Here is a 25975-nt window from a genome sequence, read left to right as displayed (position 1 = left end):
CGGCACTCGTCGTCGGCAACCGGGCTGTGGTGCCGTCCGATCCAGTCTACGGACTCCGGAGAACGGCGATCGCCTCCACATGACTGGTCCGCGGGAAGGCGTCGAACGCACGCCATGCGACCAGGCGGTATCCGGCCGCGACGTAGGCGGCGAGATCACGGGCGAAGGCGGCGGCGTCGCAACCGACGTGGACGACGCCGGCCGGTCCGGCCGCGCAGATCGCCGCGACGGTCGCCGCACCGGTCCCCGAGCGCGGCGGATCGGCGATCACCAGATCGGGGGCGGGAAGGTTCCCGACGACCGCCTCCACCGCGCCGCGGTGCGTGGTGACGGGCTCGTCGGCGAGGGTGTCCTCCGCCAATGCGAGTGCGGCGGGCGCGGTCTCGACCAGGTCGATACCGGCGACCGCCGGCCCGCCCTGCGCCGCACCGTCGAGGAGGGCGGCGCCGAGCACCCCGGCACCGCCGTACAGATCCCATACCCGCAGTCCGGTGGAGGTCGCGACGTCGGGCACGAGTGCCGCGAAGTCGCGGATGGTCTGCGCGTACACCTCGGGTGCCCGGCGGTGGGCCTGCCAGAATCCGGTGGCCGGCAACGTCCAGGTCCGCTCGCCGACCCGGTACGACACCAGACCGTCGCCGTCGAGGACCGTCTCGGTGCGCGGCGCCGACCGGCGGGCGCGCGCCCGCTGCGCCGCGGTGCGGCCGCGGCCGGCGGCGGTGCGGATCGGCGCCAGCTCCACGACCTGCCGTCGCCCGTCGTCGCCCACGGCGGCGACCAGGTCGGCGCCCGGTGTCACCGGGAGGTCGTCGAGTCCGTCCGTCAGACCCGCGACCGGGCCGCTGCAGCGCGCCGTGACCACCTCCGACGACCGGCAGGCGCGCAGTCCGACCGCGCCCCGCGCGTCGACGGCCAGCCGTGTCCGTACCCGCCAGCCGACCGGGTCGTCGTCGAGCTCGGCGACCTCGGGGAAGGCGAGACGGTCGGGATCGAACCGGCCGATGCGCGCCAGCACGTCGCCGAGGGCGTCGGCACGCAGCCCTCCGGCGTACTCGGGGGTGACGTAGGCCAGGTCGCAGCAGCCGGCGCCGGCGGCCGCCGCCGGGCACGCGACCGGAATCCGATGCGGCGACGCGTCCAGGACCTCGGCGGTCTGTGCCTTCGCATACGTCGACCGCCGGTCCACGATCCGGGCGCGGACCCGTTCACCGGGCAGGGCGCCGGCCACGAAGACGACCCGCCCGTCGGCGTCGTGCGCGACGCCGTCTCCGCCGTTGGCGAATCCGCTGACCGCCAGGTCGACGGTGTCGGTCACGAGGGTCCCAGTCCGCGGCGGGTGTCGCCGGGCGCCGTGAACTCCTCGTCGCCGCGTCTGGCCAGACGATCCGACGAGTCCAGCTGCCACGGCACCGACGTCACCATGACGCCCGGCTCGAACAGCAGACGGGTCTTGAGCCGCAGCGCCGACTGGTTGTGCAGGATCTGCTCCCACCAGTGGCCGACCACGTATTCGGGAATGAAGACGGTGATGACGTCGCGCGGCGACTCGCGTCGCACCCGGCGGACGTAGTTGATCACCGGCCGGGTCACCTCGCGGTACGGCGACGCGACCACCTTGAGGGGAATGCTCAGATCACTCGACTCCCATGTGGAGACCAGTGTCCGTGTATCGCGGTCGTCGACGTTGACGGTGACGGCCTCGAGCACGTCCGGCCGGGTGGCCCGGGCGTAGCGCAGCGCGCGCAGGGTCGGCAACGCCAGCGACGACACCAGCACGATCGAATGGGTGCGGCTGGGAAGCACGCCGTCGTCGGTCTCGGCGGCCCGTTCCAGTTCGAGCTCCACCGACCGGTAGTGGTGGTGGATCGCCTTCATCAGCACGAACATGCCGACCATCGCGAGCACCGCGATCCACGCGCCGGCCAGGAACTTCGTGATCAGCACCACGACCAGGACGGTGCCGGTCATCACCATGCCGATCGCGTTCACGATGCGCGACCGGATCATCCGGCGCCGCCCGTCCGGGTCGGTCTCGGTCTTCAGCAGACGGGTCCAGTGCCGCACCATGCCGGTCTGGCTGAGGGTGAACGACACGAACACCCCGACGATGTACAGCTGGATCAGTGTCGTCACCTCGGCGCCGAACGCGACGACGATGGCGATCGCCGAGAACGCCAGGAACAGGATGCCGTTGCTGAACGCCAGACGGTCGCCGCGCGTATGCATCTGACGGGGCAGATACCGGTCCTGCGCCAGCACCGAGGCGAGCACCGGGAAGCCGTTGAAGGCGGTGTTGGCGGCCATCAACAGGATCAGCGCCGTCACCGCGGCGATCACGTAGAAGCCGGGACTGAAGCCCGCGAACACGGTCTTGGCCAGCTGCGCCAGGATCGACATCTGCTGATAGTGGTCGGGGATGCCGTGGAGTTCGCTCACCGGATCCAGGACGTACTTGGCGTGCAGTCGTTCGGCCAGCAGGATGATGCCCAGCAGCAACGCCACCGACAGCCCGCCCAGCATGAGGAGCGTCGTCGCCGCATTCCGCGACTTCGGCTTACGGAACGCCGGAACACCGTTGCTGATCGCCTCGACACCGGTGAGCGCGGCACATCCGGACGAGAACGACCGGGCCACCAGGAACACCATGGCCAGCGAGGTCAGCTTGTTCGGTTCACCGACCAGCTCGTACTGCGCGGTCGGCGCCACCAGGTCGCGACCCATCACGAAGATCTGGGTGAAGCCCCAGATCAGCATGACCACCACCCCGGCGATGAACGCGTACGTCGGGAACGCCATGGCGACACCCGACTCCTTGATGCCGCGCAGGTTGACGGCCGCGATGAAGGCGATGCCGGCGATGCAGAACCAGACCTTGTGGTCGTGCACGAACGGGATCGCCGAACCGATGTTCTCCGCCGCCGACGACACCGACACCGCCACCGTCAGCACGTAGTCGACGAGCAGGGCAGCCGCGACCGTCAGGCCGGCGTTCGGCCCCAGGTTGACGGTCGCCACCTCGTAGTCGCCGCCGCCGGACGGGTACGCGTGCACGTTCTGCCGGTAGCTGGCGACCACCACCACGAGCACCACGGCGACGGCCAGACCGACCCACGGTGCGAAGGCGTACGCACTGATGCCGGCGACCGACAGGACCAGAAAGATCTCCTGCGGCGCGTAGGCGACCGATGACATCGCGTCGGAGGCGAAGACGGGAAGAGCGACCCTCTTCGGGAGGAGTGTTTCGCCGAGATCGTCGCTGCGGAACGGGCGTCCGACGACGAGGCGTTTGGCCGCTGTCCGGATCCTGGTCTTGCTGGGCACCCCGCAACACTAGGCGTCGCGAAGGGTAACGTCCATCGCGTGCGCGTAATCATCATGGGCTGTGGGCGCGTCGGCGCCGGACTCGCCCTGGCCATGGCCGATCGGGGCCACGACGTGGTGGTCGTCGACCGCGACCCGTCCGCCTTCGCCCGACTGGGTGACGACTTCGCCGGACGCACCGTGTGCGGTGTCGGCTTCGACCGGGACGTGCTGGTGGAGGCCGGGATCGAGTCCGCCGACTCGTTCGCGGCGGTGTCCTCCGGCGACAACTCGAACATCATCGCCGCCCGGGTGGCGCGCGAGACGTTCGGTGTCGACCGCGTGGTGGCCCGCATCTACGACCAGAAGCGCGCCGCGGTCTACGAGCGCCTGGGCATTCCGACGGTGGCGACCGTTCCCTGGACCACCGAACGGTTCATCACCGCGCTCGGCGAGGTGCCGGGAGCCCCGCTGTGGCACGACCCGACCGGTGCGCTGGTGATCGCGCAGATCGCCGTCCACGAGGACTGGATCGGCATGAGCTGCGCCAAGTTCCAGGAGCTGACCGGCGCACGTATCGCCTTCGTGCATCGGCTCGGCCGGCCAATGCTTCCCGATCCGCGCAGCGTGCTGCAGATCGGCGACGAGGTGTACGTCGCGACTCCGGCCGCCAACCTCGACTCCGCGCGCGCCGTCGCCGCCGAGCCGCCCGTCGAAGGAGAGTCCGAATGAAGGTCGCGATCGCCGGTGCCGGCGCCGTGGGCCGGGCCATCGCCCGCGAACTCCTCGACGACGGCCATCAGGTGACACTGGTGGAGAAGCGCACCGAGCACATCGACGAGCAGTCGCTGCCGGGCGCCGAGTGGGTACAGGCCGACGCCTGCGAGCTCGGCGATCTCGAACGCGTCGGCCTGCAGGACTACGACGTGATGATCGCGGCCACCGGCGACGACAAGGCCAATCTGGTGGTGAGCCTGCTGGCGACCACCGAGTTCGCGGTGAACCGTGTGGTGGCCCGCGTCAACGATCCCCGCAACGAATGGCTGTTCAACGAGGACTGGGGCGTGGACGTCGCGGTGTCCACCCCGCGCATCCTGGCGTCACTCGTCGAGGAGGCCGTGAGCGTCGGCGACATCGTGCGACTGATGACGTTCCGTCAGGGCCAGGCGAATCTGGTCGAGCTGACCCTGCCGGAGGACACCCCGCTCGCCGGCAAGCCGGTCCGGCGCCTGCAGCTCCCCCGCGACGTCGCCCTGGTGGCGATCCTTCGCGGCCGTCGCGTGATCGTGCCCGAGCCCGACGATCCCATCGAGGGCGGCGACGAGCTGGTGTTCGTCGCTCCCGAGGATGCGGAGTCCGAGCTCCATGAAGCGATGAACCTGCCCGTCTGACGTGAGGAGCCGTCGATGAGTTCCGCTGTCCTCGCCGGGAGCGCCCTGGTCTTCCTGTGGCTGGGCATGGTGCTGGCCATCTCGTTCATCGAGGCGCCGCTGAAGTTCCGGGCACCGCACATCACCATTCCGCTGGGTCTGGGGATCGGTCGTCTGGTGTTCCGGGCACTGAACAGTGTCGAGTCGGCGATCGCGGTGGCGTTGATCGTGATCGCGGCGGTGAGCGGCGCCTGGCCGACCGGCGCGATCGTCGGACTGTCGATCGCGGTCCTGGCGCTGGTCGTCCAGATCGTCGGTGTCCGTCCGGTGCTGTCCCGCCGCACCGATGCCGTGCTGGCCGATCCGGAGAACGTGCCGTCCGAGCGCAGTCACGCCCACCTCGCCTATGTGGGGTGCGAACTCGTCAAGGTGGCGGCGCTGATCGCGACCGGCGTCTACCTGCTGCTCAGCTGAGGTCCCGGTCGCTGCGCGGCCCGGTCAGCCGGGAGACGTCACTCGAGAGTCGAGTGGAGTTCGTAGTAAGGGTTGTAGATGACCTTCATGCCGTCGACCGTCGCCACCCGTCCGGTGACGGTGATGCGCCGGCCCGGCTCGATGCCCGGGATGCGGCTGCGGCCGAGCCATTTGAGCATCACGGTGTCGCTGCCGTCGAAGAACTCCGCGAGGACGCCGGTGTGGCTGGCCTTGGAACAGGTCTGCACGGAACGGAGCTCCCCGACCATGGTCACCTTGTCGCCGCGGCAGCAGTCCTTGGCGCGCTGCCCGGCCTCGGCCCGCGACTGCCGATCGATCCGATGGTCGTCGACGGTGTCGAGATCCTCGGTCAGCATCTGCCCGAGTCGCTTGATGAGCCCTGAGGCCATGCCATCCTCCGGAATGACGGAATCGCGGACCCCGCTCGTCGTGCGAACGGGAGGGCTGGGGAGCCCGTTGCACAGGCCACTGTACGCCCGCTGGATCGAGGCATCATGACGGTGGTCGCCTTGATGGCCGGGACCGGTTCGGACGACGACTATCTGCGTCGCGCGTTCGGTCCGGCGGTGACGGCGGCCGGCGGCGAACTCGCTGCTCTCCGGCCGTCCGCCGACGTGATCGACGGCTATCGCCGCACGCTCGACGACCTGGCCGCGGCCCACGGAGGCATCGTGGTCGGCGGAGTGTCGCTGGGCGCGTTGGCCGGCCTGCGGTGGGCTCTGGACCACACCGGCGACGGAGCGTGCCGGGGTGTGCTGGCGGCCCTGCCGCCGTGGACCGGGGAACCGGGTGGCTCGATCGCCTCCCTGTCGGCGGCCCACACCGCGGCGAGTGTGGAGAACGACGGGCTCGACGCGACCATCGCGGCCATGCGGGCGGGCAGCCCCGACTGGCTGGCCGACGAGCTGGAGCGCTCGTGGCGCGCCCTCGCCCCTCTCGGTCTGGCCGAACAGCTGCGGGCGGCGTCGGCGTATCCCGGTCCGGGCGCCGAGGCGCTCACGCAGTTGGACGTGCCGCTCGCGCTCATGGCGTCGACCGGTGACCTGCTGCATCCGGAGTCGGTCGCCCGCGAGTGGGCCGGTCTGGCCCCGCGATCGGCGATCGAGGTGCTGCCGATCGAGCGGTGGGGACCGGAGGAACGTCTGGTGGGCGACGCGTGCCTGCGGGCATGGCGCGCGGCCGGCGGCCCCGATCTCGGGGCGCCCTGATCGCGCCCTGCTCGATCAGTCGGCGAGCAGGACGTCGCCCTGCGTCTTCCGGAGCGCGATGCGCTCCCAGATCGCCAGCGCCGCGACGACGGCGGCGCCGACGGACGCGACCACCACCAACGGTGTCGAGGAGGCCGCGATCGCGAGGATCACGAGCGCGACGACGGTGACGATGCCGAGCGCGATGACCCCGGCCAGGAGGCCGCGCACCGGGTAGCGCGACGGCGCCCACAACAGTGCGGCACCGAACAGGATCGAGAAGATGCCGATCCCCGAATGCCAGCCCAGCGGGGCGATCGGGTGCACGAACCCGGCGACGATGAGCGCGATACCGGCGACGATGCACACGTTCGCATCCACCCGCAGCGCCAGCCGGCCCATCCGGAATCCGGCGCACCGGGCCGGATGCGTCTCGAGGGCGTCCCGGCGGACCCGGGTGCGGCAGTCGTCGCACTGGCCGCAGCACGCGACGACGTGCTGCACGGAGGGGTTCCGGTGGCACAGGCATTCGCACTCGTCACCGGCGAGGACCTGGAGTTGATCGACCATGCCCCGACCTTATAGGCGCAGGCGCATGAATCGGACGGAACCGGCAGGTGCCTTCGTCAGCGGCGACGCTTGCGACGGCCGCGGAGACGCTGCAGAGCGGACCCCTCGGAGCGGGCCGGCGGCACCGCCTCCTCCTCGGCGACGGGCTCGTCGTCGGGCGCGGCCTCGTCGTCGTCCTCGGTGAACACGGTGGCTGCGGCGGCCTGGGTGACGGCGCCGCCCGGGATCACCTGCTCCGGCACCGGTTCGGCCGGAGCCGGAGCCTGGTCGACGGGCATCGACGGCGGCACCTCGATCCCCTGGTCGGCGGCCATCTGCTGCTGCGCCGCCGCCACCTGCTCGGCCAGGACCGGGGGCAGCTCGATGGGCAGCAGGTCGCGCGGCGGGAACGGCTCGTCGCCGCGGCGCACGACCGTCTCGGCCAGCACGGCGCGCGCCAGCTGTGCCAGCTGCTCGCCGTCGCCGTCCGAACCGCTGGCGACGCAGCGCACCATCCAGCGCGGACCGTCGACACCGATGAAGCGGTGCTCACCTCCCGGCACGGTCGCGATCACCTCGCGGCCCCAGTGTCCGTCCACGATCGATGTCTGGGCGCCCTCTGCGCGCAGCGAGTCCGCGAGTTCCCGGACCACCTCGCGCCAGAGTCCGCCGCTGCGCGGCGCGGCGAAGGCGTGGATACCGATCCGGCCGACCGGAGTCAGCAGATAGACGGCCTCCGGGCGATGATCGGGCGACATCTCGACCGTCACCTGCCCGCCCTCCACCACCGGCACCAGCACCGAACCGAGATCCAAATGCGAGTTGGCGAGGTCGGCGGGCGAGGTGTCCAGGTCGCCGATGTCGTACGGGCCGGCGGTGTCGCCGATGCGATGTCCCATGTCAGTTCTCTCCGTTCAGGATCGCGTGGCCGCCACTGGAGCCGTGGCCCCCGGCGCCGCGCTCGGTGTCGTCGAGCTCGGACACCTCCACCACTGCGGGCAGTTCCACCCTCTGCACCACCAGCTGCGCGATCCGGTCGCCGCGCGAGATGACGATCGGCGCCTCCGGATCGAGGTTGATCAGGCACACCTTGATCTCGCCGCGGTAGCCGGCATCGATGGTGCCGGGCGTGTTGACGATGGACAGACCCGCGCGCGCGGCCAGGCCCGACCGCGGGTGCACCAGTCCGACCGTGCCGAACGGCAACGCGATCGCCAGGCCGGTGCCGACCAGCTGGCGGCGGCCGGGCGCCAGTTCCAGATCGATCGCCGAGCACAGGTCGATTCCCGCGTCACCCGGGTGCGCACGCGACGGCAGCGGCAGCCCCGGGTCGAGACGGACGACGCGCAGAACAGAGGAATCAGTGGAGTCGATGGGCGAAGTCACTCCCGCAGCCTACTCGGCGAAGGGTGCCCCGCCGCGTCGCCTACGCTGGGTGTCGTGACCGATGCAGCACCTTCTTCGACTCAGGCCGCCGACCGGTACTCGGAGCGGCTCACGGTGCCGTTGTGGTGGTGGCCGATCGCCGCCGGCGTGGCCGCACTGCTCGGCTACGAAGCCCAGCTGGCCGCGTACCGGGCGACGTGGAGCATCGTCTTCTACCCGATCTTCGCGCTGCTGTTCGTCTGGTTGCTGCTGTCCATGGGACGGGTGCGGCTGCGCGTCGACGCCGACGGAGCCCTGCATGCGGACAAGGCGATCCTGCCCGCCGAGGTGATCGGCCGGGCGGCCACGATCCCGCCGTCCGCCCGCAGCGCCGCGATGGGGCGCCAGCTCGACCCGGCCGCCTTCCTGGTCTACCGCTCGTGGATCAAACCGATGGTGCTGCTGGTGCTCGACGATCCGGACGATCCGACGCCGTACTGGCTGGTGTCCACCCGCCGCCCCGAGCAGCTCCTCGACGCCCTCGGCGTGCCGGACGCATCACTGCAGCAGCAGTCCTGACCGCCGGTCAGGCGCAGTCGACGCAGATGAGCTCGTTGCCCTTCTCGTAGGCCAGCCGATTGCGGTGGTAGACGAGGAAACAGCTGGTGCAGGTGAACTCGTCGTCCTGCTTGGGCACCACGCGCACCGACAGCTCTTCACCCGACAGATCGGCACCCGGCAGCTCGAACGACTCCGCGGTATCGGCCTCGTCGACATCCACCTCACCGGACTGCGCCTCGTTGCGTCGGGCCTTCAGTTCCTCGAGGGAGTCGGTGGCGATCTCTTCGTCGTTGTTCCGCCGCGGTGCGTCGTAATCGGTAGCCATTGTGTGCCTCAGCTGGTGTCTCGTAGTGCGGTGATCTCAGTGCGCGGAATATCTCGCGAAGACGTGGCTTGTGGCCTGTCTCCGACGCTCGCAAGACCGTTCCATGTCGGCGCGAGCGCCCGAAGTCTAGGCGAGTGTTCCGATCGGGTCAACAGTTGCCGCGCCGGGTGTGTTCCCGCCCCATCGCGCGTGCGGCCTCTACAGTGAGCGCATGGTCTCGAAGTTCGCCACCGGCTACTCCACGGACGCCCGCGGACGCCCGTTCCGGCGCCGCAACTACCGTCCGGCGATCGTCATCGCCTCCGTGCTCGCGGTGCTGGCCCTGGCGGCCTGGATCTTCACCGTCGTGAGCCAGCGGTCCGAGGCCGCGCCGATCGACTGCAACATGCCGACGGCCAAGGGCGCCCCCGATCTCAAGCCCGCCGCCCGCAACGACATGTTGAGCGTCTCGCCGGCCGCGCTGCCGTCCTTCCAGGTGGAGGTGGTCAACTCGGCCGCCGCGCGCGGACAGGCCCGCTCGGTGTCCGACGATCTCACCGGTCAGGGCTTCTCCCCCGGCGACCCCGCCTACGGCGACGACCCCGTCTACCCCGATCGCGACCTGCACTGCGTCGCACAGATCCGCTTCGGACCCGCCACCCAGGCGGCGGCCGCCGCGGTGTGGCTGGCCCAACCGTGCGCCCAGCTCGTCAACGACGGACGCTCCGGAACCCAGGTGACGCTCGCCCTCGGCGAGTACTACACCGGCGGCCATCCCAGCCAGGACGTGCAGGCCGCCGTGGAGGCGCTGCGCGCCGTCGACCCGCGGAACCCGAAATCCGGGGTCGACCGCAGCCTCATCGAGGCCGTGCACAACCAGAAGTGCTGAACCGGCGCGCCCGGGGTCACGGCATGGGGTCCCAGCCGCCGGCCGTCCGGATCAGCGTGAACAGGTCGTCGGCGATCCCCGGCGCCGCGGCGATCGTGAGATGACCGTCGGCCGAGCGTGAATCGGCGGACGGAACGACGACGCGGGCGCCGGCCTCCTGGGCGATCAGTCCGCCCGCGGCCCAGTCCCACGGCGACAGTCCGTGCTCGAACTGGGCGTCGACCGCACCCGAGGCGACCATGCACAGATCCAGGGCCGCCGCGCCGACCCGGCGGATGTCGCGGATCCGGGGCAGCAGTTCCGCGAGCAGCCGCCCCTGTTCGCGCCGGCGCCGGGCGTCGTAGGACGTGCCGGTCGCGACCAGCGCCATCGACACCTCGCGCACCGGATTGGCCTGCAGCCGCCGCGTCCCCGACGCCGACGACTCCCACGCACCACCACCGGTGAACGCCCAATAGGTGACCTCGCGGGCCACGTCGACCACCGCACCCGCGACCGACACTCCGTCGATCTGCGCCGCCAGCGACACCGCGTAGGCGGGGATGCCGTACAGGAAGTTGACGGTGCCGTCGATCGGATCGACCACCCAGCGGACACCGGCCGGGGCCCGATCGGCGCCGCCGGCCTCCTCACCCAGGACGGCGTCGCCGGGCCGCTGCCGGGCCAGCAGGTCCCGGATCAGCGACTCGCTCTCGGTGTCGACCACCGTGACCGGATCGGTCGGTGTCGACTTGGTGGTGACCTCCTCGACCGGCTCGGCGGCCGTCTCGCCGGCGTGACCGGTCGGGGCGAACAGTTCCCGGCGCCGTGCGCGCACCCGGTCGGCGGCCGTCTGTGCCACCTCGCGGGCGATCGCGGCCAGGGCCTCGGGCGACGGTGTCGGCGATGGTGTGTTCACGCCGCCGAGTCTAGAGAACGCGCGGCCTCGCGGAGCGGCCCGTAAGCTGAGCCGCATGGCTGACGACACCGCTCCCGGCAAGAATCTGGCGTTCGGCATCGACATCGGCGGTTCCGGTGTCAAAGGCGCCGTCGTGGACCTCGACACCGGCGAGTTCGTCGGCGAACGCTTCCGTGTCGAGACTCCCGACCCGTCGACCCCCGATCTGATCGCGGACGCCGTCCGCGAGGTGGTCGATCACTTCTCGTGGACCGGACCCGTCGGATTGACGGTGCCCGGTGTGGTCGTGAACGGCGTGGTCCGCTCGGTCGGCAACATCGATCAGTCGTGGGTGGGCACCGACACGCAGAAGCTGTTCGGCGACGCACTCGGCGACCGCCGGATCGCGGTCCTCAACGACGCCGACGCCGCCGGGCTGGCCGAACTCCGTTACGGCGACGAGCGCGCCCGAACGGGCCTGGTCATCCTGCTCACGTTCGGCACCGGAATCGGATCGGCACTGCTCTACAACGGCGTGCTGGTGCCCAACAGCGAGCTCGGCCACCTGGAACTGAACGGCAAGATCGTCGAGCGCTCGGCGTCGGCGAAGGCGAAGACGGACCACGACTGGGGCTACCCGAAGTGGTCCAAGAAGGTCTCCAAGGTGCTCCTGCACTTCGAACGCGTCCTCACGCCGGACCTGTTCATCGTCGGCGGCGGGATCAGCAAGGAGGCCGACAAGTGGGTGCCGCACCTGACCAACGCCATGCCGGTGGTTCCGGCACGCCTGCGCAACACCGCCGGTATCGTCGGCGCGGCGATGGCCGTGAACCTCTGACCAGGGTCGTCGCCGTCGCCGGGCGCGCCCGGCGCGCACCGTCCGTTCAGAGTTTCGTTACAATGGAACGCGTCGGTCTCCGCCCGACCGAACGATTCCGACAGAACCAGGCACGACGCCCCCTCTGACGCCGGTCTTCGTCTCCACGAGCATCGGTGTGACGGTGTCGTTCGCCGTCGTCCAGTGTGTGAAAGGTTGTACGTGGCAACCACCAAGTCTGCAGCGGCCAAGGCGTTCGCCAAGGCGCGGGCACTCATCATCGACACACCGAAGACCCCCACCGATTCCGAGAAGGCAGTGACCGAGAAGGCAGTGACCGAACAGGCAGCCCCGGCGAAGAAGGCTCCGGCCAAGACCGCCAAGAAGACCACCGCGACCAAGACGGCTGCCAAGAAGGCTCCCGCCACGAAGGCCACCACCAAGAAGGCGACGGCCGCCGAGGCTCAGGAGCCGGAGGCCGAGTCGACCACCGCGAAGGCGCCGGCGAAGAAGACCGCCGCCAAGAAGACCGCGACCAAGACCGCCGCCAAGAAGGCACCGGCCAAGAAGGCACCGGCCAAGAAGGCGCCGGCCAAGAAGGCGACCGCGAAGAAGGCCGCCGGCAAGAAGGACGAGTCGCCCGCCGGCGAGCCCGACGGTACCGACGAGGATCCGCCGGAGAACCTCGACGACGCCGAGATCGATCTGGCCGACGCCGAACTGGACGTCGACGATGACGACGCCCCCGCCGCCAAGGGCAAGGCTCCCGCGAAGGGCAAGGCCGCCGCCAAGGACGAGGAGCCGAGCGAGAAGACCTCCAGCGACTTCGTCTGGGACGAGGAGGAGTCCGAGGCGCTCCGGCAGGCCCGCAAGGATGCCGAGCTGACCGCGTCCGCCGACTCGGTGCGCGCCTACCTCAAGCAGATCGGCAAGGTCGCCCTGCTGAACGCCGAGGAGGAGGTCGAGCTCGCCAAGCGGATCGAGGCCGGCCTGTTCGCCACCGAGAAGCTGCGCCGGGTGATGGAGTCCGGTGAGAAGCTGTCGGTCGCCGCACGCCGTGACCTGAACTGGATCTCCCGCGACGGCAACCGCGCCAAGAACCACCTGCTCGAGGCGAACCTCCGACTGGTGGTGTCGCTGGCCAAGCGCTACACCGGCCGCGGCATGGCGTTCCTGGACCTGATCCAGGAGGGCAACCTCGGTCTGATCCGCGCGGTCGAGAAGTTCGACTACACCAAGGGCTACAAGTTCTCGACGTACGCCACCTGGTGGATCCGTCAGGCGATCACCCGGGCCATGGCCGACCAGGCGCGCACCATCCGTATCCCGGTGCACATGGTCGAGGTCATCAACAAGCTGGGCCGCATCCAGCGCGAACTCCTTCAGGACCTGGGCCGCGAGCCCACCCCGGAGGAGCTCGCCAAGGAGATGGACATCACGCCCGAGAAGGTCCTCGAGATCCAGCAGTACGCGCGTGAGCCGATCTCGCTGGACCAGACCATCGGCGATGAGGGCGACAGCCAGCTCGGCGACTTCATCGAGGACTCCGAGGCCGTCGTCGCCGTCGACGCCGTCAGCTTCACCCTGCTGCAGGATCAGTTGCAGGACGTCTTGGACACGCTCTCCGAGCGCGAAGCCGGCGTGGTGCGACTGCGCTTCGGCCTGACCGACGGTCAGCCGCGCACCCTGGACGAGATCGGTCAGGTGTACGGCGTGACCCGCGAACGCATCCGCCAGATCGAGTCGAAGACCATGAGCAAGCTCCGTCACCCGAGCCGCTCGCAGGTTCTGCGCGACTACCTGGACTGATCCGCCAAACCCCCAGGTCGCCCAGTGGTGTGCGACACACCCGGGAGACCTGGGGAACAAAGCGGTTGCGCCGAACGTCTGAGACAGTGAGTATCGACGGACCCGCACCGCGGGACGCTCGCACAGGGACGGAGGAAACCATGTCCGACAACGCCACCACCGTTATCGATCCCACCCCGCTGACCAACGCCGATCGCTGCGATCGGTGCGGCGCCGCCGCCAAGGTGCGCGCCACCCTCAACGGGGGCGGCACTCTTCTGTTCTGCCGGCACCACTTCAACGATCACGAGGCTCGCCTCGCCGAGATGGGTGCCGTCCTCAGCGAGTGACCTGACACCCGCGATCGACGAACAAGCCGGGCGGCACGCACAGCGTGCCGCCCGGCTTGTCTCGTCGACGGCTACTTCCAGGTGCGCAGGGCCGCGATGCGCTCTTTGAGCTGATCGGCGGTGGCCATCGCGGTCGGCGGACCGCCCAGCTGGCGCCGCAGCTCACTGTGCACCTGGCCGTGCGGCCGGCCGGTCCGGTGGTGGTGCAGGGCGACGAGCGTGTTCAGTTCCTTGCGCAGCGCGTGCAGGTTCTCCCCCGTGCCGCGTTCGGCGGCGTTCGGGGCGTTCTGGGCGCCCTCGCCGTCGCGGGGACGAACCGTGGAACGTTTCGACACCTGCTGCGCCTGACGCTGCTGCAGCAGGGTGCGCACCTGCTCGGCGTCGAGGAGACCCGGCAGGCCCAGATAGTCCGACTCCTCGTCGGAGCCGACGATGGTCGCAGTGCCGAACGAGGATCCGTCGTAGATCACCTGATCCAGTTCGGCGCTCGCGTGCAATGACTGGAAGGCCGGCTCGTCCTCACCCGGTTCGTCGCCGGTCTTGTTGGCCTCGATGAGGGCGGCGTCGTCGAAGCCGCCGTCGTCGCGGTGCGGTTTGCCGAGCACGTGGTCGCGCTGCGCCTCCAGTTCGCTGGCCAGCTGCAGGAGCACCGGCACCGACGGCAGGAAGACGCTCGCGGTCTCACCCGGCCGCCGTGACCGCACGAAGCGGCCGACGGCCTGGGCGAAGTACAGCGGCGTGGAGGCGTTGGTCGCGTAGACGCCCACCGCCAGGCGCGGCACGTCGACGCCCTCGGACACCATGCGGACCGCGACCATCCATTCGTCGTCGGAGGCCGCGAACTCGGCGATCCGGGAACTGGACTTGGGGTCGTCGGACAGCACCACCGTCGGTGTCGTGCCACTGATGGCGGCGAGCAGTTCGGCGTAGTCGCGGGCGGTCTGCTGATCGGAGGCGATCACCAGCCCGCCGGCATCGGGGACGCCGGAGGCCCGCAGACTCTGCAGACGGCGGTGCGCCGCACTCAGCACCGCCGGGATCCAGTCGCCGTGCGGATCGAGTGCGGTCCGCCAGGCGCGGGCCGTCTGCTCGGCGGACAGCGGCTCGCCGAGGCGGGCGGTGAACTCTTCTCCGGCACTGGTGCGCCAGCTGGCCTGACCCGAGTAGGCCAGGAAGACGACGGGCCGCACGACGCCGTCCCGGAGCGCGTCGGCATAGCCGTAGGCGTGGTCGGGATGCGACCGCAGACCGCCGCCGGGCTCGGGGTCGTAGGTGACGAACGGGATCGGCGAATCGTCGGACCGGAACGGGGTGCCGGTCAGCGACAGCCGCCGCTCGGCATCGGAGAACGCCTCCCGGATGCCGTCGCCCCACGACTTGGCGTCACCGCCGTGGTGGATCTCGTCGAGGATGACCAGGGTGCGCCGCCGGACGGTCCGCTCCCGGTGCAGATACGGGTGCGACGCCACCTGCGCGTAGGTGAGCACCACACCGTCGAAGTCCGAGCTGGTGACGCCCGTCGAGTTCGAGAAGTTCGGGTCCAGGGCGATTCCGACGCGGCCGGCGGCCTGCGCCCACTGATGCTTGAGGTGTTCGGTCGGCGCCACGACGGTCACCTGGTCGACGGTCCGTGCCGCCAGCAGCTCGGAGGCGACCCGCAGTGCGAACGTCGTCTTGCCGGCGCCCGGCGTGGCGACGGCCAGGAAGTCGGTGGGCCGCGCGGTCAGATACTTGGTGAGTGCGCGCCGCTGCCAGGCGCGCAGCGGCGGACCGGTGACGGCCGGCGAGTCGGTGACCTCGGCGGTTCCGGATGCTCCGGTCGGATCGGTCTCGAGGTCAGTCATAACCCGACCGATTCTAGCGGCTCCGGGCGAGCGAGCCCGCTTCGCCGCGCGCCACGCCGCGACCGCCCCCAACCGGTGTCCGCGGGCACTATCCGCCATGCTGGTAGCCATCAGTACCGAGGACGACACCCCGACCGAGAAGACCGCCGGCGACACGCCGGACGGTGCGTCGAGTGTGCTCGGAAAGAGCTGGGAGCTGATCTGGCGGACCATCGTCAAGTCCTGGGACGACGGCATCGTCGGGTGGTCTGCGCAGGCCGCGTTCTGGCAGGCGCTGTCGCTGCCGCCACTACTGCTGGGGGTGCTGGGCAGCCTCGGCTACATCGGCGGCTGGTTCGGGCCGGACACGATGCAGATCATCACCGAGCGGATCATCGCGTTCGCCGGAAACATCTTCACCGAGCAGGTGGTCGACGATCTCATCCGGCCGACGGTGGAGAACGTTCTGGGCCGCGGCCGCGCCGCGGTCATCTCGGTGAGCTTCCTGATGTCCCTGTGGGCGGGCTCGTCGGCGATGTCGTGCTTCGTGGCCGCCACCTGTACCGCGCACGATCAGCATCAGGTGCGTAATCCGGTGTGGCAGCGGATCTTCGCTCTGGTGATCTACGTGTTCTTCCTGATCACCGCGGTGCTGGTGCTCCCGCTGGTGGCGCTGGGCCCCACGTATCTGCGCCGGATCATTCCCCAGGACTGGACGGGCTTCGTCAACCCGCTGATCGACTGGGCGTACTTCCCGTTCGTCGGACTGCTGCTGATCGGCGCACTCGTCCTGCTGTACCGGTTCGCGCTGCCGTACCCGCTGCGCTGGGCGCGGCTGGTGCCGGGCGCGTTCCTGGCCGGGGTCTTCTTCTGGCTGGCGACCTATGTGCTGCGCGCCTACCTGACCGCTCTCGCCAACGTCGGCTACACCTACGGCGCGCTGGCCACGCCGATCGCATTCCTGCTGTTCGGATTCTTCCTCGGCTTCGCGATCGTCGTGGGCGCCGAGTTCAACGCGGCCATCGAGGAACTGTGGCCCACCGAGAACAACGGGGCCGTAGTGCGCACGTGGGTAGCCGAGCAGACCAGTGAGCTCACCGACACACTGCGCCGGCGTGCGATCCGGCGAGAGGATCCGCCTACTTCTTGAGGCGGGCGTGGATCTTCTTGCAGCGCTCGCAGACCGGGGATCCCGGCTTCGGGGACTTGGTGACCGGGAAGACCTCACCGCACAGCGCCACCACATGGTTGCCCATGACGGCGCTCTCGGCGATCTTGTCCTTCTTCACGTAGTGGAAGACCTTCGGTGTGTCGTCGTCGAGTTCTTCCCGTTCGTCGATCTCCGGGCGCTCGATGGTCTTGGTGCTCATGGGTCCATTCTGCCCCGAGTGCGGCACGGGCGAAAGCGCTCGGCGTGGGCGCGTGTGCGCCGGGCCCCGCGAAGTGGGACAGTGGAGACATGAGTGCGACGGGAGACGGTGACGGAACCATTCGGCATCCGGACGCCGACACGTTCCTGATCACCGGCGCGGGCACCAGCCTGGAGGACCAGCACAAGGCCCGCGTCCGGAAATACGTGCTGATCATGAGTTTCCGGATCCCGGCGCTGCTGATCGCCAGTCTCGTCTACGTGACCACCCACAACGCCTGGTGGGCGGTGGGCATCCTGCTGTTCTCCATTCCGCTGCCGTGGATCGCGGTGCTGATCGCCAACGACCGGCCCGCCCGCAAGCGCGGCGAGGTGCAGTACTACAAGTTCGGCGCCGGCCGCACCGTCGGTCCGGCCGAGCTGCCCGCCGAGGCGACCCCGCCGGCCTCGGAGACGGCCCCGGACCGGGTGATCGAGTCCCGCGTCGTCGACGGTGACGTCGAGGATTCCCGCGACTCCTGATTCCTCAGCGACTTCTCAGTCTCAGCGGGAACCTTCGGGCACCCGGACGCGTTGTACGGGGTGAATGCGAGATCCCCTGATCACGATCGACGACGCTGAGGAGGCCGACATGTCCGCCACCACCACAACCCGCCCCCGCCCCACCCCGGAGGATCTGGACGCGCAGTCGCCGTCCGCGGATCTGGTGCGCGTCTATCTCAACGGCATCGGCCGCACCGCCCTGCTCAACGCCGAGCAGGAGGTCGAACTGGCCAAGGCCATCGAGGCCGGCCTCTACGCGAATCACCTGCTGGAGACCCGCAAGCGCATCTCGCCCGCCCGCAAGCGCGACCTGCAGATCCTGGTCCGGCAGGGCGAGCAGGCCCGTGACCATCTGCTCGAGGCCAATCTGCGTCTGGTCGTCTCGCTCGCCAAGCGGTACACCGGCCGCGGCATGCCGCTCCTGGACCTCATCCAGGAGGGCAACCTGGGCCTGATCCGCGCGGTCGAGAAGTTCGACTACGCCAAGGGCTTCAAGTTCTCCACCTACGCCACCTGGTGGATCCGTCAGGCCATCAGCCGCGGCATGGCCGATCAGAGCCGCACCATCCGCCTGCCCGTCCATCTGGTCGAGCAGGTCAACAAGCTGGCCCGGATCCGCCGCGAGCTGCATCAGCAGCTGGGCCGCGAGGCCACCGACGACGAACTGGCCGCCGAGTCGGGGATCCCGGCCGAGAAGATCGCCGACCTGATGGACCACAGCCGTGACCCGGTGAGCCTGGACATGCCGGTCGGCAACGACGAAGAGGCCCCGCTGGGCGACTTCATCGAGGACGCCGAAGCCACTTCGGCGGAGAACGTGGTGATCTCGAGCCTGCTGCACTCGGACATCCGCTCGGTTCTCGGCACCCTCGACGAGCGTGAGCGTGCGGTCATCACCCTGCGCTTCGGTCTCGAGGACGGGCAGCCGCGCACGCTCGACCAGATCGGCCGCGAGTTCGGGCTGTCCCGGGAACGCGTCCGCCAGATCGAGCGCGACGTGATGGGCAAGCTCCGCCAGGGCGACCGCGCGGACAAGCTGCGCGCCTACGCCAGCTGACGCCTCCCCTCAGGGGGAGATCAACCGAGCCGACGCGGCCCGGTATCGGCCAAGGTCGGTACCGGGCCGATCGTGATGCGGGCCCGCAGCACCGAGGCGGCGTTCGCGGAGGCGAGCACCGGGTTGAGTTCCACTCCCCTGATCTCCGGGATCTGATCGACCAGCGCCGACACCCGGAGCAGCAGATCGGAGACGGCGTCGACGTCGGCGGGTTCGTCCCCGCCCAACAGCAGATCCGCCGCCCTCGGCTCGCCGATCAGGTCCCGCGCGTCCTCCACACTCAACGGGATCGCGCGATAGCTGCGGTCACCGAGACGATCGAAGACGGTGCCGGACAGGCCGAACGACATGACGGGCCCGAAGGACGAGGTCTCGGACACCTCGATGCTCAGGCCCAGACCCTTGGGCGCCATCTTCTGCACCTGCAGCACCGAGTCTCCGGTGAGCGCGCTGAGCTCGCTGAACGCGGTCACCACCGAGGTGGCGTCCGACAGGTCCAGGCGGGCGCCGTCCCGGTCCAGGCGGCCGATCCACTCCGGTGAGGTCGCCTTGACCGCGACCGGGAAACCCAGTTCGCGCGCCGCGGCGGACGCCTCGTGCATGGTGTGCACCTCCCGGAACGGCACCACGTCGACGCCGTACCAGCCGAGCAGGGTGGCCGCCTCCGGTGCACTCAGGTCGCGGACGTCCTCGCCCATCGCCTCGCGGACGAAGCTGCGTGCGTGCTCGATGTCGACCCCCGCGAGATCGACCTCGGGAACCTCGGGACGCTCCCGCCACTGCGCGTACCGCCACGACTGCCCGAGGGCGCGCGCCGCGCGTTCCGGTGTCGGATAGGACGGAATGGAGCCGCGCGCCGGCACGCCGGCGTCACCGTCCACCGACAGTCCGTCCGGAATGCCTTCGACGGCCAGGAACGTCGACACCACCGGTTTGGCCGGCTCGCCGGCACGGTCGGCGGCATGGCGGATGGCGCGTGCGTACTCGGCGGCATCGACGGCGACCGGCGGCACGAACACCACGATCACCGAGTCGACGGCCTCGTCGGCGAGCGCCCCGGACACGGCCGCGGCCAGATCGTGCGAGGACACCGTGGGGCCCAGGTCACGCAGCGAGGTGATGTCCAGACCCACGCTGCGGCCGGTGTAGGCCGCCAGGGAGGCGATGACCGACGAGTTGCCGATCACCGCGGTCCGCGGTCCGGCGGGCAGCGGCTGGTAGGCCAGTACGGTGGCGGTGTCGAACAGGTCGGACAGCGAGTCGACCTGCAGCACGCCCGCCTGGGCGAGCAGCATCTGCGCGATCCGGTCGTCGACCGCTCCGTGCCGTTCGCCGTACTCGCCGACCCGGGTCATGGCGCCGCGACCGGACTTGATCGCGACGATCGGCTTGCTCCGGGTCACGCGGCGGGCGATGCGGCTGAACTTGCGCGGGTTACCGAAACTCTCCAGGTAGAGCAGGATCACGTCGGTCGCGTCGTCGGTGTCCCAGTACTGCAGGACGTCGTTGCCCGACACGTCGGCGCGGTTGCCGGCCGAGACGAACGTCGACAGTCCGAGCTGGCGCTGCGCGGCGGTGTCGAGGATGGCGATGCCCAGAGCACCGGACTGGCAGAAGAAGCCCACCCGGCCGTGTGCGGGGATCCGCGGGGCGAGGGTGGCGTTCAGTGCGATCTCCGGGTCGTTGTTGGCGACACCGAGAGCGTTCGGCCCGACCAGCCGCATGCCGTGCGCCCGGACCTGCTCGGCGAGTCCCCGTTCGGCGGCCAGCCCCTCGTCTCCCTGGTCGGAGAAGCCCGAGGACACCACCACCAGGGTCTTGACGCCTTTGGCGAGACAGTCGTCGAGCACGTCGCCCATCTCGGCGGCCGGCACCGCGACCACCGCCAGATCGACCGGGTCGGGGATGTCGCTGACGCTCGCATAGGTGCGGATGCCGCGCACCGCGCGCGCCTGGCCGGGGCCGTTGACCGGGTAGACCGGACCGGTGAAGCCGGCGGCGATGATGTTCTCCAGCAGCACGTGGCCGACCTTCTTCGGGTCGACGGAGGCGCCGATGACCGCCACCGACTGGGGGCGCAGCAGGTTCGCGATGCTGCGGGCCTCCGAGGCGCGTTCGCGCGCGTTGCGCACCGCGGTGAGCGCATCGGTGGGGTCGATGGCGAACTCGACGTGCACCGTGCTGCCGTCGAAGGAACGCTCCACCTGGTAGCCGGCGGCCTTGAAGACGGCCACCATGTTCGGGTTCTCGGACAGCACCTCCGCCTCGAACTCGGTGAATCCGTTCTCCGCGGCGGCGCCGGCCAGATGCTCGAGCAGAATGGGGCCCAGGCCGCGCCCCTGATGGGCATCGGCGACGACGAACGCGACCTCCGCCGAGTGAGGTTTGCCGGCGGACGCCAGCCCTTCGTAGAGCCCCATGGCGATCACCTCGCCGCCCAGCCAGGCGAGGATCGCCACCCGGTTCTTGTAGTCGACGGTGGTCATCCGGACCACCTCGCGCGGCGGCAGCGTCGGGGTGGGCCCGAAGTAGCGCAGGTAGCGGGTGCGTTCGGAGAGGCCCTCGTGGAACTTGACCAGGGCGTCGGCGTCGGCCGGCGTGATCGGCCGCAGGTGCACGACTCCCCCGTCGGTGGCGAGCACGTCGGCCGCCCAGTGCGCCGGGAAGCGCGTGTCGGGCTCAGTCACGAGGGTCCTCCGGGTCCAGTCCGTGCAGCGGGAACACGGCGCGTCGCGTCGCGAGGATCGCACGGTCGGTCTGCTGTTGTGCGGCCGCCGAGATTCCGTCCGGCGGGCTGACGCCATCGTCTCCGGACCACGGCTGGTAATCAACATGACCGTTGTCACCCATCATCGCCACCGGTGGCCGCACGTAGTCCGGGTAGACCAGCGGGGTCAGTTCGGCGGCCGTCTCGAGCCACTTCTCCCCGACCGGCGTGGCCGGATCGACGTCGCGGTCCAGGACGGTCGCGATCAGGTGGGTCCAGGCGCGCGGCACCACGTTGATGGTGCCGTAGCCGCCTCCGCCGACGGCGATGAGACGGCCCTCGCCGTACTTGTCGGCGAGGTCGCGCAGCGCCCGCATCGCCGCCATCTGCCCGTCGACGGTCAAGGAGAGATCGGTCAGCGGATCGGCGACGTGACTGTCCACGCCGACCTGCGCGACGATGATCTGCGGTTTGAACGCCGCCAGCATCGACGGCACCACGGCGTGGAAGGCCCGCAGCCACAATCGGTCGGACGCGCCCGGCATCAACGCCAGATTCACCATCGATCCGGCGGCCTCGCCCTCTCCCACCTCGGTCGGCCAGCCGGTGCCCGGCCACAGCGTGGCCGGATGCTGGTGCACCGACACGGTCAGCACCCGCGGATCGTGCTCGAACATCTTCTGGACGCCGTCGCCGTGATGGGCGTCGACGTCGACGTAGGCGATCCGGTCGTAACCCTGCTCGAGTAGCCAGCTGATCGCGATGGCGCAGTCGTTGTAGATGCAGAAGCCGGCGGCGTGACCGGGCATCGCGTGGTGCATGCCGCCGCCGATGTTGACCGCGCGCCGCACCGCCCCGGAATGCACGGCCTGCGCGGCGGCCAGGCTGCCGCCCACCAGCATCGAGCCCGCCTCGTGCATGCCGGCGAAGACCGGGTTGTCGTCGCTGCCGAGCCCGAACAGTCGCTCGAGCATGGGGCCGGACAGCTGTGCGGTGCCCGATCCGACGGCGCGGACGGCGTCGATGTAGGCGGGCGTGTGCACCCGTTGCAGGACGGTGTCGTCGACGGGCAGCGGCTCGGTGGTGTCGACGCCGTCGAGGACGCCGAGGTCGGTGGCCAGCGCCATGGTCAGTGCCAGCCGGACCGGATTCATGGGGTGGCTGTAAGCCCACTTGTAGTCCATGAACCGGTCGCTCCAGATGACCGCTGCACTCACCGTGTCTCACTTTCCGATGCCACACCCGCACGCTAGTGCCTCGAATGTCACGCTATCCGGGTAACGTGGACTTCGCGTAGGGCATAACGGCCCGTGGGCTCGTGGCGTCGAAAGGACAGCAGGACCGTGAACGATCTTGTCGATACGACAGAGATGTACTTGCGCACGATCTACGACCTCGAAGAGGAAGGGATCGTCCCCCTGCGTGCCCGCATCGCCGAGCGCCTGGATCAGAGCGGCCCGACGGTCTCGCAGACCGTGGCCCGCATGGAACGCGACGGCCTGGTGCGCGTCGCCGGCGACCGGCATCTCGAACTCACCGATACCGGGCGCGCGCTGGCCGTCCAGGTGATGCGCAAGCACCGGCTGGCCGAGCGCCTCCTGGTGGACGTCATCGGCATGCCCTGGGACGAGGTCCACGACGAGGCCTGCCGGTGGGAGCACGTGATGAGCGAGAACGTCGAGCGACGTCTCCTCGAAGTGCTCGACAATCCGACCACCTCGCCGTACGGCAACCCGATTCCGGGTCTCGCCGAGCTCGGTGCCGCCGTTCCCGCCGCACCCGACACCTCGCAGCGTCTGGTCGAACTCGATCAGGGCGAGTCGGCCGTGATCATCCGTCGCATGGCCGAGCACGTGCAGGCCGACCCCGAGCTGCTCGGCGAGCTGCGCGAGGCCGGCGTGGTGCCGAACGCCCGTGTCAACGTGGTGGTGAGCCCCCGGTCGGTCACCATCAGCACGCCGGGCCACGACGGCCTGACCCTGTCGTCGGAGATGGCGCACGCCATCTTCGTCGAGACCGTCTGACCGGCTCCCGTCAGGCGACCGGTCCCCGGATCTGCGGCGGGAGAACCACGCCGAGATCCTCGGCGAGCCGGAACGAATACGTCATCACCTCGGCCAGTCGCGACGGGCGCATGCCGTGGATCAGTGCCGTGTTCAACTGCCTGGCCAGGTTGTAGTCCGGATCCAGATTCAGGGCGTGCCCGATGGCGACCGCTGCGAACGCTCCCTCGCCCGCCAGATACCGGGAATGCCCGAACAGGGTGGCCGCGGCGGCCCCGGCCCGTCCGGGCAGGCCGCGCGCCAGCCGGCACCACAGTCGTTCGGCGTCCTCGCGGAGCTCGGTGACCGCCAGCGCGAGGAGGATGTCCCGGGCGTGAACGGCGCTCAGGGCTTCGGCGAGGCCATCGGCGTCGTCGCAGGAGAGCGGAGTGTCACCGGCGAAGCGGATCCGCGCCAGGACGCGTCGCACCCGTGCCGCGTCTTCGGGGCCCGCCGGAGCCGGCGGAGCCTGCGGCTCCCGGCCGTGGCAGACGTCGTCGTCGCAGTGCGGCAGCGGCGCGAACGCCTCGGCGGAACGGCGCGCCAGGACTCCGTGACCGCCGTAGACAGCCCGCTTGAGGGCCACCGGCGTCAGCATCGGATCGGTCAGCACACCGCGGGGAGCGAGGTCGCCGAGGAACGGTGCCGGCGGGATCAGTTCACCGTGCCGCGGCCGCGGCTGCCAGTGCAGCCGCCAGGGCGCCCCGGTGACGAACCCGGCGAGTACGACGCCGGCCGACAGGCCTCCCGCCTCGGCGAACAGCCGGTCGACGAGTCCGAACAGCGGCAACGGGTCGATCGCCGCCGCCCAGACCCGGTCGTCGACGATCACCGCGACCATCCCGGACACCCCGTACCCGGCCACGATCACGCCCAGATCGGCCAGCTGCGCCCGCAGCGCCGGTGACGGTCCCCCGTCGGCCGTGAGCGTCAGGTCGATCCGCACCGTGGCCGTCAGCGCGTTGCCGTCGTCGAACGCCATCAGGACGAGGGACCGTTCGGGCACGAAGCCGAGGAGCCCGGGGACGGCAGCGAGCAGTGGTTCCGGGTCCAGGACCAGGGCGGAGCCGTCGGGCAGCGGATGCGGCGAGTGCGTCATGACACTCACCGTGCGCGCCGCCGTCCTCGTCGGGCAGGGGCGCCGGACGCCCCTGTGCAGGCCCGGAGGGACCGGTGCCGTCTGTGGATTCGGTGCTGGTGATCGGCGGGGGCGGGGTCTAGCCTGCCCGAGGGCGCCGTCAGTCGCGGTACGCGTTGAGCGCGGCGGACTTCTGCGAGATCCAGTCGACGTAGGCGAGTCCGATCGCCGATGCGATGAACGCCATGTGGATGATCGTCTGCCACATCAGCTTGTCGTTCGCGATGTTCGAGGCGTTGATGAACGACTTCAGCAGGTGGATCGACGAGATGCCGATGATCGACATCGCGAGCTTCACCTTCAGCACGTTCGGATTGACGTGCGAGAGCCATTCCGGCTTGTCCGGATGCTCGTCCATGTCGATCCGGGACACGAACGTCTCGTAGCCGCCGATGATGACCATGATCAGCAGATTCGCGATCATCACGACGTCCACCAGACCCAGGACCAGCAACATGACCTGCGTCTCGTCCCAGTGGTTGAAGTGCTGGACGAGGTGGACGAGTTCCTTCCAGAACACCACGACGTACACCGCCTGGGCGACGATCAGACCGAGGTAGAGCGGTGCCTGCAGCCAGCGGCTGACGAAGATGGCACCGCCGATCACCCGGATGAAGCCGTTGCGGCCGGTCGCCACCCGCTCGACGGGTTCGAGGTCGTCGGTCACCGGCGTCGCCGGGGTCGCGGGTTCGGCGGGGGTCGATTCACTCATAACGGGCGCCAGCCTACCCGTACCGGACATTTCCGGCTCAGGCGCGGCCGAACGCCTTCGTGCGCGCGGCGGCGAACAGGTCTTCCGCCTTCTGCGCCTCGTCCGGCGTCATGGTTCCGCCGGTCCGCCGGTCCTGGACGTAGACGCGGACGTCACCGCCCTGAGCCACCCACTCCTCGATCACGGTCGGCGGCCCCTGATCGCCGGTGGAAGCGAGGGTGCGCCGCAGGTGGACGGTCGGCACCGGATCGGTGGTCTCGGGTCCCTCCACGATGTCGGTGGTGACCGTCTGGGCGCCGGTCGCACCGGTCCGGAAGCTCGCGCAGTCGCGGGCGGCGCCCACGAACTCGTCGAACGACTCGGCGGTCTGCGTGACGGCGGAGGTCAGCGTGCTCATCCCGTCGGTGCCGCCCGGTCCGACCAGGACGACGGCGTTGCCGGTCTGGACTCCGGCGGGCGTGCACCGCGACGGATCCACGTCGCCGCTCAGCGGCCGCAGCGTGATGTCGGCCAGGATCCCCGGAACCTGCGCGGTCGGAATCCGGTTCGCCGGACCGAACGGGAAGTCTCCCGGCGCCAGCGCGCGGCCCGACAGGTCTTCGGGCGTCGACGACGACGAGAAGGCCGAACAACCGGCCAGAACGAGGACCGCGGCGAGGACCGCGATCGCAGAAGCAGCGACACGCATGCCTCGAACTCTGCCACCACCGGTGCCCCGATGCCGGGAATGAC

The 25975-nt window shown here is 70.0% G+C and carries 28 protein-coding genes; 13 read left to right on the top strand and 15 right to left on the bottom strand.

The genetic code is table 11. The features are described from left to right. Window positions 1-46 precede the first annotated feature (46 nt). Both QM774_RS03680 and QM774_RS03675 read right to left on the bottom strand, forming a co-directional pair. Window positions 47-1315, bottom strand: a complete 1269-nt coding sequence (locus tag QM774_RS03680; RefSeq protein ID WP_414974595.1) for a class I SAM-dependent RNA methyltransferase — start codon at window positions 1313-1315, stop codon at window positions 47-49. Continuing rightward, a complete protein-coding gene (locus QM774_RS03675) occupies window positions 1312-3321 on the bottom strand; it encodes an APC family permease (RefSeq protein WP_414974594.1) in 2010 nt (669 codons plus the stop codon). Before QM774_RS03675 ends, QM774_RS03680 begins: the two co-directional genes overlap by 4 nt. A gap of 39 nt (window positions 3322-3360) precedes the next feature. On the opposite strand from QM774_RS03675, the gene QM774_RS03670 reads away from it, so the two are divergent. The 3 genes from QM774_RS03670 to QM774_RS03660 are packed head-to-tail and all read left to right on the top strand — an operon-like array spanning window position 3361 to window position 5144. Next, a complete protein-coding gene (locus QM774_RS03670; protein WP_414974593.1) occupies window positions 3361-4032 on the top strand; it encodes a potassium channel family protein in 672 nt (223 codons plus the stop codon). Beyond that, a complete protein-coding gene (locus QM774_RS03665) occupies window positions 4029-4691 on the top strand; it encodes a potassium channel family protein (RefSeq protein WP_414974592.1) in 663 nt (220 codons plus the stop codon). The genes QM774_RS03670 and QM774_RS03665 overlap by 4 nt, the downstream gene beginning before the upstream one ends. Window positions 4692-4706: 15 nt before the next feature. Then, the gene (locus tag QM774_RS03660; protein ID WP_414974591.1) at window positions 4707-5144 is read left to right on the top strand and encodes a hypothetical protein; all 438 of its coding nucleotides are present in this window, start codon (window positions 4707-4709) and stop codon (window positions 5142-5144) included. 38 nt (window positions 5145-5182) lie between these two features. On the opposite strand, the gene QM774_RS03655 is transcribed toward QM774_RS03660, so the two are convergent. Further along, a complete protein-coding gene (locus QM774_RS03655) occupies window positions 5183-5554 on the bottom strand; it encodes a DNA-binding protein (RefSeq protein WP_414974590.1) in 372 nt (123 codons plus the stop codon). Window positions 5555-5659: 105 nt separating this feature from the next. Between QM774_RS03655 and QM774_RS03650 the strand changes: the two genes are divergently transcribed. Then, window positions 5660-6373, top strand: a complete 714-nt coding sequence (locus QM774_RS03650) for an alpha/beta hydrolase (protein ID WP_414974589.1) — start codon at window positions 5660-5662, stop codon at window positions 6371-6373. A 15-nt stretch (window positions 6374-6388) separates the two neighbouring features. Here the strand turns inward: QM774_RS03650 and QM774_RS03645 are convergent, their stop codons facing one another. From QM774_RS03645 to dut, 3 genes are read right to left on the bottom strand one after another with little or no spacing between them, the layout of a single operon-like run. Next, window positions 6389-6922 carry a hypothetical protein gene (locus QM774_RS03645; RefSeq protein ID WP_414974588.1) on the bottom strand — a complete coding sequence of 178 codons (534 nt, stop codon included), beginning with the start codon at window positions 6920-6922 and terminating at the stop codon, window positions 6389-6391. 56 nt (window positions 6923-6978) lie between these two features. After that, the gene (locus QM774_RS03640; RefSeq protein ID WP_414974587.1) at window positions 6979-7800 is read right to left on the bottom strand and encodes a DUF3710 domain-containing protein; all 822 of its coding nucleotides are present in this window, start codon (window positions 7798-7800) and stop codon (window positions 6979-6981) included. A gap of 1 nt (window position 7801) precedes the next feature. Next, window positions 7802-8287, bottom strand: coding sequence for a dUTP diphosphatase (dut, locus tag QM774_RS03635; RefSeq protein ID WP_414974586.1), 486 nt, complete (start codon window positions 8285-8287; stop codon window positions 7802-7804). A gap of 54 nt (window positions 8288-8341) precedes the next feature. On the opposite strand from dut, the gene QM774_RS03630 reads away from it, so the two are divergent. Beyond that, complete coding sequence (locus tag QM774_RS03630) at window positions 8342-8845, top strand: DUF3093 domain-containing protein (RefSeq protein ID WP_414974585.1); 504 nt, start codon at window positions 8342-8344, stop codon at window positions 8843-8845. Window positions 8846-8852: 7 nt separating this feature from the next. On the opposite strand, the gene QM774_RS03625 is transcribed toward QM774_RS03630, so the two are convergent. Beyond that, complete coding sequence (locus QM774_RS03625; protein WP_414974584.1) at window positions 8853-9152, bottom strand: DUF4193 domain-containing protein; 300 nt, start codon at window positions 9150-9152, stop codon at window positions 8853-8855. 211 nt (window positions 9153-9363) lie between these two features. On the opposite strand from QM774_RS03625, the gene cei reads away from it, so the two are divergent. Next, window positions 9364-10020, top strand: a complete 657-nt coding sequence (gene cei / locus QM774_RS03620; protein WP_414974583.1) for an envelope integrity protein Cei — start codon at window positions 9364-9366, stop codon at window positions 10018-10020. Window positions 10021-10036: 16 nt separating this feature from the next. Here cei and QM774_RS03615 read toward each other — a convergent pair whose 3' ends face one another. Further along, window positions 10037-10918, bottom strand: a complete 882-nt coding sequence (locus QM774_RS03615) for an inositol monophosphatase family protein (protein WP_414974582.1) — start codon at window positions 10916-10918, stop codon at window positions 10037-10039. A gap of 55 nt (window positions 10919-10973) precedes the next feature. Here QM774_RS03615 and ppgK point away from each other — a divergent pair, with 55 nt between their 5' ends. The 3 genes from ppgK to QM774_RS03600 all read left to right on the top strand — a co-directional run bounded on the left by ppgK (window position 10974) and on the right by QM774_RS03600 (window position 13852). Continuing rightward, complete coding sequence (gene ppgK, locus QM774_RS03610; protein ID WP_414974581.1) at window positions 10974-11735, top strand: polyphosphate--glucose phosphotransferase; 762 nt, start codon at window positions 10974-10976, stop codon at window positions 11733-11735. Between the two features lie 201 nt (window positions 11736-11936). Beyond that, complete coding sequence (locus QM774_RS03605) at window positions 11937-13523, top strand: RNA polymerase sigma factor (protein ID WP_414974580.1); 1587 nt, start codon at window positions 11937-11939, stop codon at window positions 13521-13523. Between the two features lie 140 nt (window positions 13524-13663). Continuing rightward, a complete protein-coding gene (locus QM774_RS03600; protein ID WP_414974579.1) occupies window positions 13664-13852 on the top strand; it encodes a hypothetical protein in 189 nt (62 codons plus the stop codon). A 71-nt stretch (window positions 13853-13923) separates the two neighbouring features. Here the strand turns inward: QM774_RS03600 and QM774_RS03595 are convergent, their stop codons facing one another. After that, window positions 13924-15696, bottom strand: a complete 1773-nt coding sequence (locus QM774_RS03595; RefSeq protein ID WP_414974578.1) for a DEAD/DEAH box helicase — start codon at window positions 15694-15696, stop codon at window positions 13924-13926. A 97-nt stretch (window positions 15697-15793) separates the two neighbouring features. On the opposite strand from QM774_RS03595, the gene QM774_RS03590 reads away from it, so the two are divergent. Further along, complete coding sequence (locus tag QM774_RS03590; RefSeq protein ID WP_414974577.1) at window positions 15794-16825, top strand: YihY/virulence factor BrkB family protein; 1032 nt, start codon at window positions 15794-15796, stop codon at window positions 16823-16825. Here the strand turns inward: QM774_RS03590 and QM774_RS03585 are convergent. Further along, entirely contained in the window at window positions 16815-17045 is a 231-nt protein-coding gene (locus tag QM774_RS03585) for a DUF3039 domain-containing protein (protein WP_414974576.1), read from the bottom strand. The genes QM774_RS03590 and QM774_RS03585 overlap by 11 nt on opposite strands. Window positions 17046-17134: 89 nt before the next feature. Between QM774_RS03585 and QM774_RS03580 the strand changes: the two genes are divergently transcribed. Further along, complete coding sequence (locus tag QM774_RS03580) at window positions 17135-17566, top strand: DUF3099 domain-containing protein (RefSeq protein ID WP_414974575.1); 432 nt, start codon at window positions 17135-17137, stop codon at window positions 17564-17566. 109 nt (window positions 17567-17675) lie between these two features. After that, entirely contained in the window at window positions 17676-18644 is a 969-nt protein-coding gene (locus QM774_RS03575; protein ID WP_414974574.1) for a sigma-70 family RNA polymerase sigma factor, read from the top strand. A gap of 20 nt (window positions 18645-18664) precedes the next feature. Here QM774_RS03575 and QM774_RS03570 read toward each other — a convergent pair whose 3' ends face one another. Both QM774_RS03570 and QM774_RS03565 read right to left on the bottom strand, forming a co-directional pair. Next, window positions 18665-21331 carry a GNAT family N-acetyltransferase gene (locus QM774_RS03570; RefSeq protein ID WP_414974573.1) on the bottom strand — a complete coding sequence of 889 codons (2667 nt, stop codon included), beginning with the start codon at window positions 21329-21331 and terminating at the stop codon, window positions 18665-18667. Continuing rightward, window positions 21324-22568, bottom strand: a complete 1245-nt coding sequence (locus QM774_RS03565; protein WP_414974572.1) for an acetoin utilization protein AcuC — start codon at window positions 22566-22568, stop codon at window positions 21324-21326. The genes QM774_RS03570 and QM774_RS03565 overlap by 8 nt, the downstream gene beginning before the upstream one ends. 126 nt (window positions 22569-22694) lie before the next feature. Here QM774_RS03565 and QM774_RS03560 point away from each other — a divergent pair, with 126 nt between their 5' ends. Continuing rightward, window positions 22695-23375: a metal-dependent transcriptional regulator gene (locus QM774_RS03560; protein WP_414974571.1), complete on the top strand. Its 681-nt coding sequence runs from the start codon at window positions 22695-22697 to the stop codon at window positions 23373-23375. Between the two features lie 10 nt (window positions 23376-23385). Here QM774_RS03560 and QM774_RS03555 read toward each other — a convergent pair whose 3' ends face one another. The 3 genes from QM774_RS03555 to QM774_RS03545 form a co-directional block, all read right to left on the bottom strand. After that, complete coding sequence (locus QM774_RS03555; protein ID WP_414974570.1) at window positions 23386-24492, bottom strand: DUF4192 domain-containing protein; 1107 nt, start codon at window positions 24490-24492, stop codon at window positions 23386-23388. Between the two features lie 139 nt (window positions 24493-24631). After that, window positions 24632-25243 (bottom strand): TIGR00645 family protein, encoded by a 612-nt coding sequence (locus QM774_RS03550; RefSeq protein WP_414974569.1) that lies wholly within the window; start codon window positions 25241-25243, stop codon window positions 24632-24634. Window positions 25244-25280: 37 nt separating this feature from the next. Next, complete coding sequence (locus QM774_RS03545; protein WP_414974568.1) at window positions 25281-25931, bottom strand: hypothetical protein; 651 nt, start codon at window positions 25929-25931, stop codon at window positions 25281-25283. Window positions 25932-25975: the final 44 nt, after the last annotated feature.

Origin of the sequence: Gordonia sp. (in: high G+C Gram-positive bacteria), from assembly GCF_047600565.1 — a bacterium.
In the GTDB taxonomy this organism is placed as follows: Bacteria; Actinomycetota; Actinomycetes; order Mycobacteriales; family Mycobacteriaceae; genus Gordonia.
This window is presented reverse-complemented; position numbering and strand designations above follow the sequence as displayed.

What these genes read in the sequence shown, in the direction of transcription:
- cei (WP_414974583.1), top strand. Translation starts at nt 9,364, where the DNA reads ATGGTCTCGAAGTTCGCCACCGGCTACTCCACGGACGCCCGCGGACGC.
- QM774_RS03590 (WP_414974577.1), top strand. Translation starts at nt 15,794, where the DNA reads ATGCTGGTAGCCATCAGTACCGAGGACGACACCCCGACCGAGAAGACC.
- QM774_RS03640 (WP_414974587.1), bottom strand. Translation starts at nt 7,800, where the DNA reads ATGGGACATCGCATCGGCGACACCGCCGGCCCGTACGACATCGGCGAC.
- QM774_RS03600 (WP_414974579.1), top strand. Translation starts at nt 13,664, where the DNA reads ATGTCCGACAACGCCACCACCGTTATCGATCCCACCCCGCTGACCAAC.
- QM774_RS03585 (WP_414974576.1), bottom strand. Translation starts at nt 17,045, where the DNA reads ATGAGCACCAAGACCATCGAGCGCCCGGAGATCGACGAACGGGAAGAA.
- QM774_RS03660 (WP_414974591.1), top strand. Translation starts at nt 4,707, where the DNA reads ATGAGTTCCGCTGTCCTCGCCGGGAGCGCCCTGGTCTTCCTGTGGCTG.
- QM774_RS03580 (WP_414974575.1), top strand. Translation starts at nt 17,135, where the DNA reads ATGAGTGCGACGGGAGACGGTGACGGAACCATTCGGCATCCGGACGCC.
- QM774_RS03555 (WP_414974570.1), bottom strand. Translation starts at nt 24,492, where the DNA reads ATGACGCACTCGCCGCATCCGCTGCCCGACGGCTCCGCCCTGGTCCTG.
- ppgK (WP_414974581.1), top strand. Translation starts at nt 10,974, where the DNA reads ATGGCTGACGACACCGCTCCCGGCAAGAATCTGGCGTTCGGCATCGAC.
- QM774_RS03550 (WP_414974569.1), bottom strand. Translation starts at nt 25,243, where the DNA reads ATGAGTGAATCGACCCCCGCCGAACCCGCGACCCCGGCGACGCCGGTG.
- QM774_RS03655 (WP_414974590.1), bottom strand. Translation starts at nt 5,554, where the DNA reads ATGGCCTCAGGGCTCATCAAGCGACTCGGGCAGATGCTGACCGAGGAT.
- QM774_RS03575 (WP_414974574.1), top strand. Translation starts at nt 17,676, where the DNA reads ATGTCCGCCACCACCACAACCCGCCCCCGCCCCACCCCGGAGGATCTG.
- QM774_RS03595 (WP_414974578.1), bottom strand. Translation starts at nt 15,696, where the DNA reads ATGACTGACCTCGAGACCGATCCGACCGGAGCATCCGGAACCGCCGAG.
- QM774_RS03625 (WP_414974584.1), bottom strand. Translation starts at nt 9,152, where the DNA reads ATGGCTACCGATTACGACGCACCGCGGCGGAACAACGACGAAGAGATC.
- QM774_RS03665 (WP_414974592.1), top strand. Translation starts at nt 4,029, where the DNA reads ATGAAGGTCGCGATCGCCGGTGCCGGCGCCGTGGGCCGGGCCATCGCC.
- QM774_RS03545 (WP_414974568.1), bottom strand. Translation starts at nt 25,931, where the DNA reads ATGCGTGTCGCTGCTTCTGCGATCGCGGTCCTCGCCGCGGTCCTCGTT.
- QM774_RS03650 (WP_414974589.1), top strand. Translation starts at nt 5,660, where the DNA reads ATGACGGTGGTCGCCTTGATGGCCGGGACCGGTTCGGACGACGACTAT.
- QM774_RS03645 (WP_414974588.1), bottom strand. Translation starts at nt 6,922, where the DNA reads ATGGTCGATCAACTCCAGGTCCTCGCCGGTGACGAGTGCGAATGCCTG.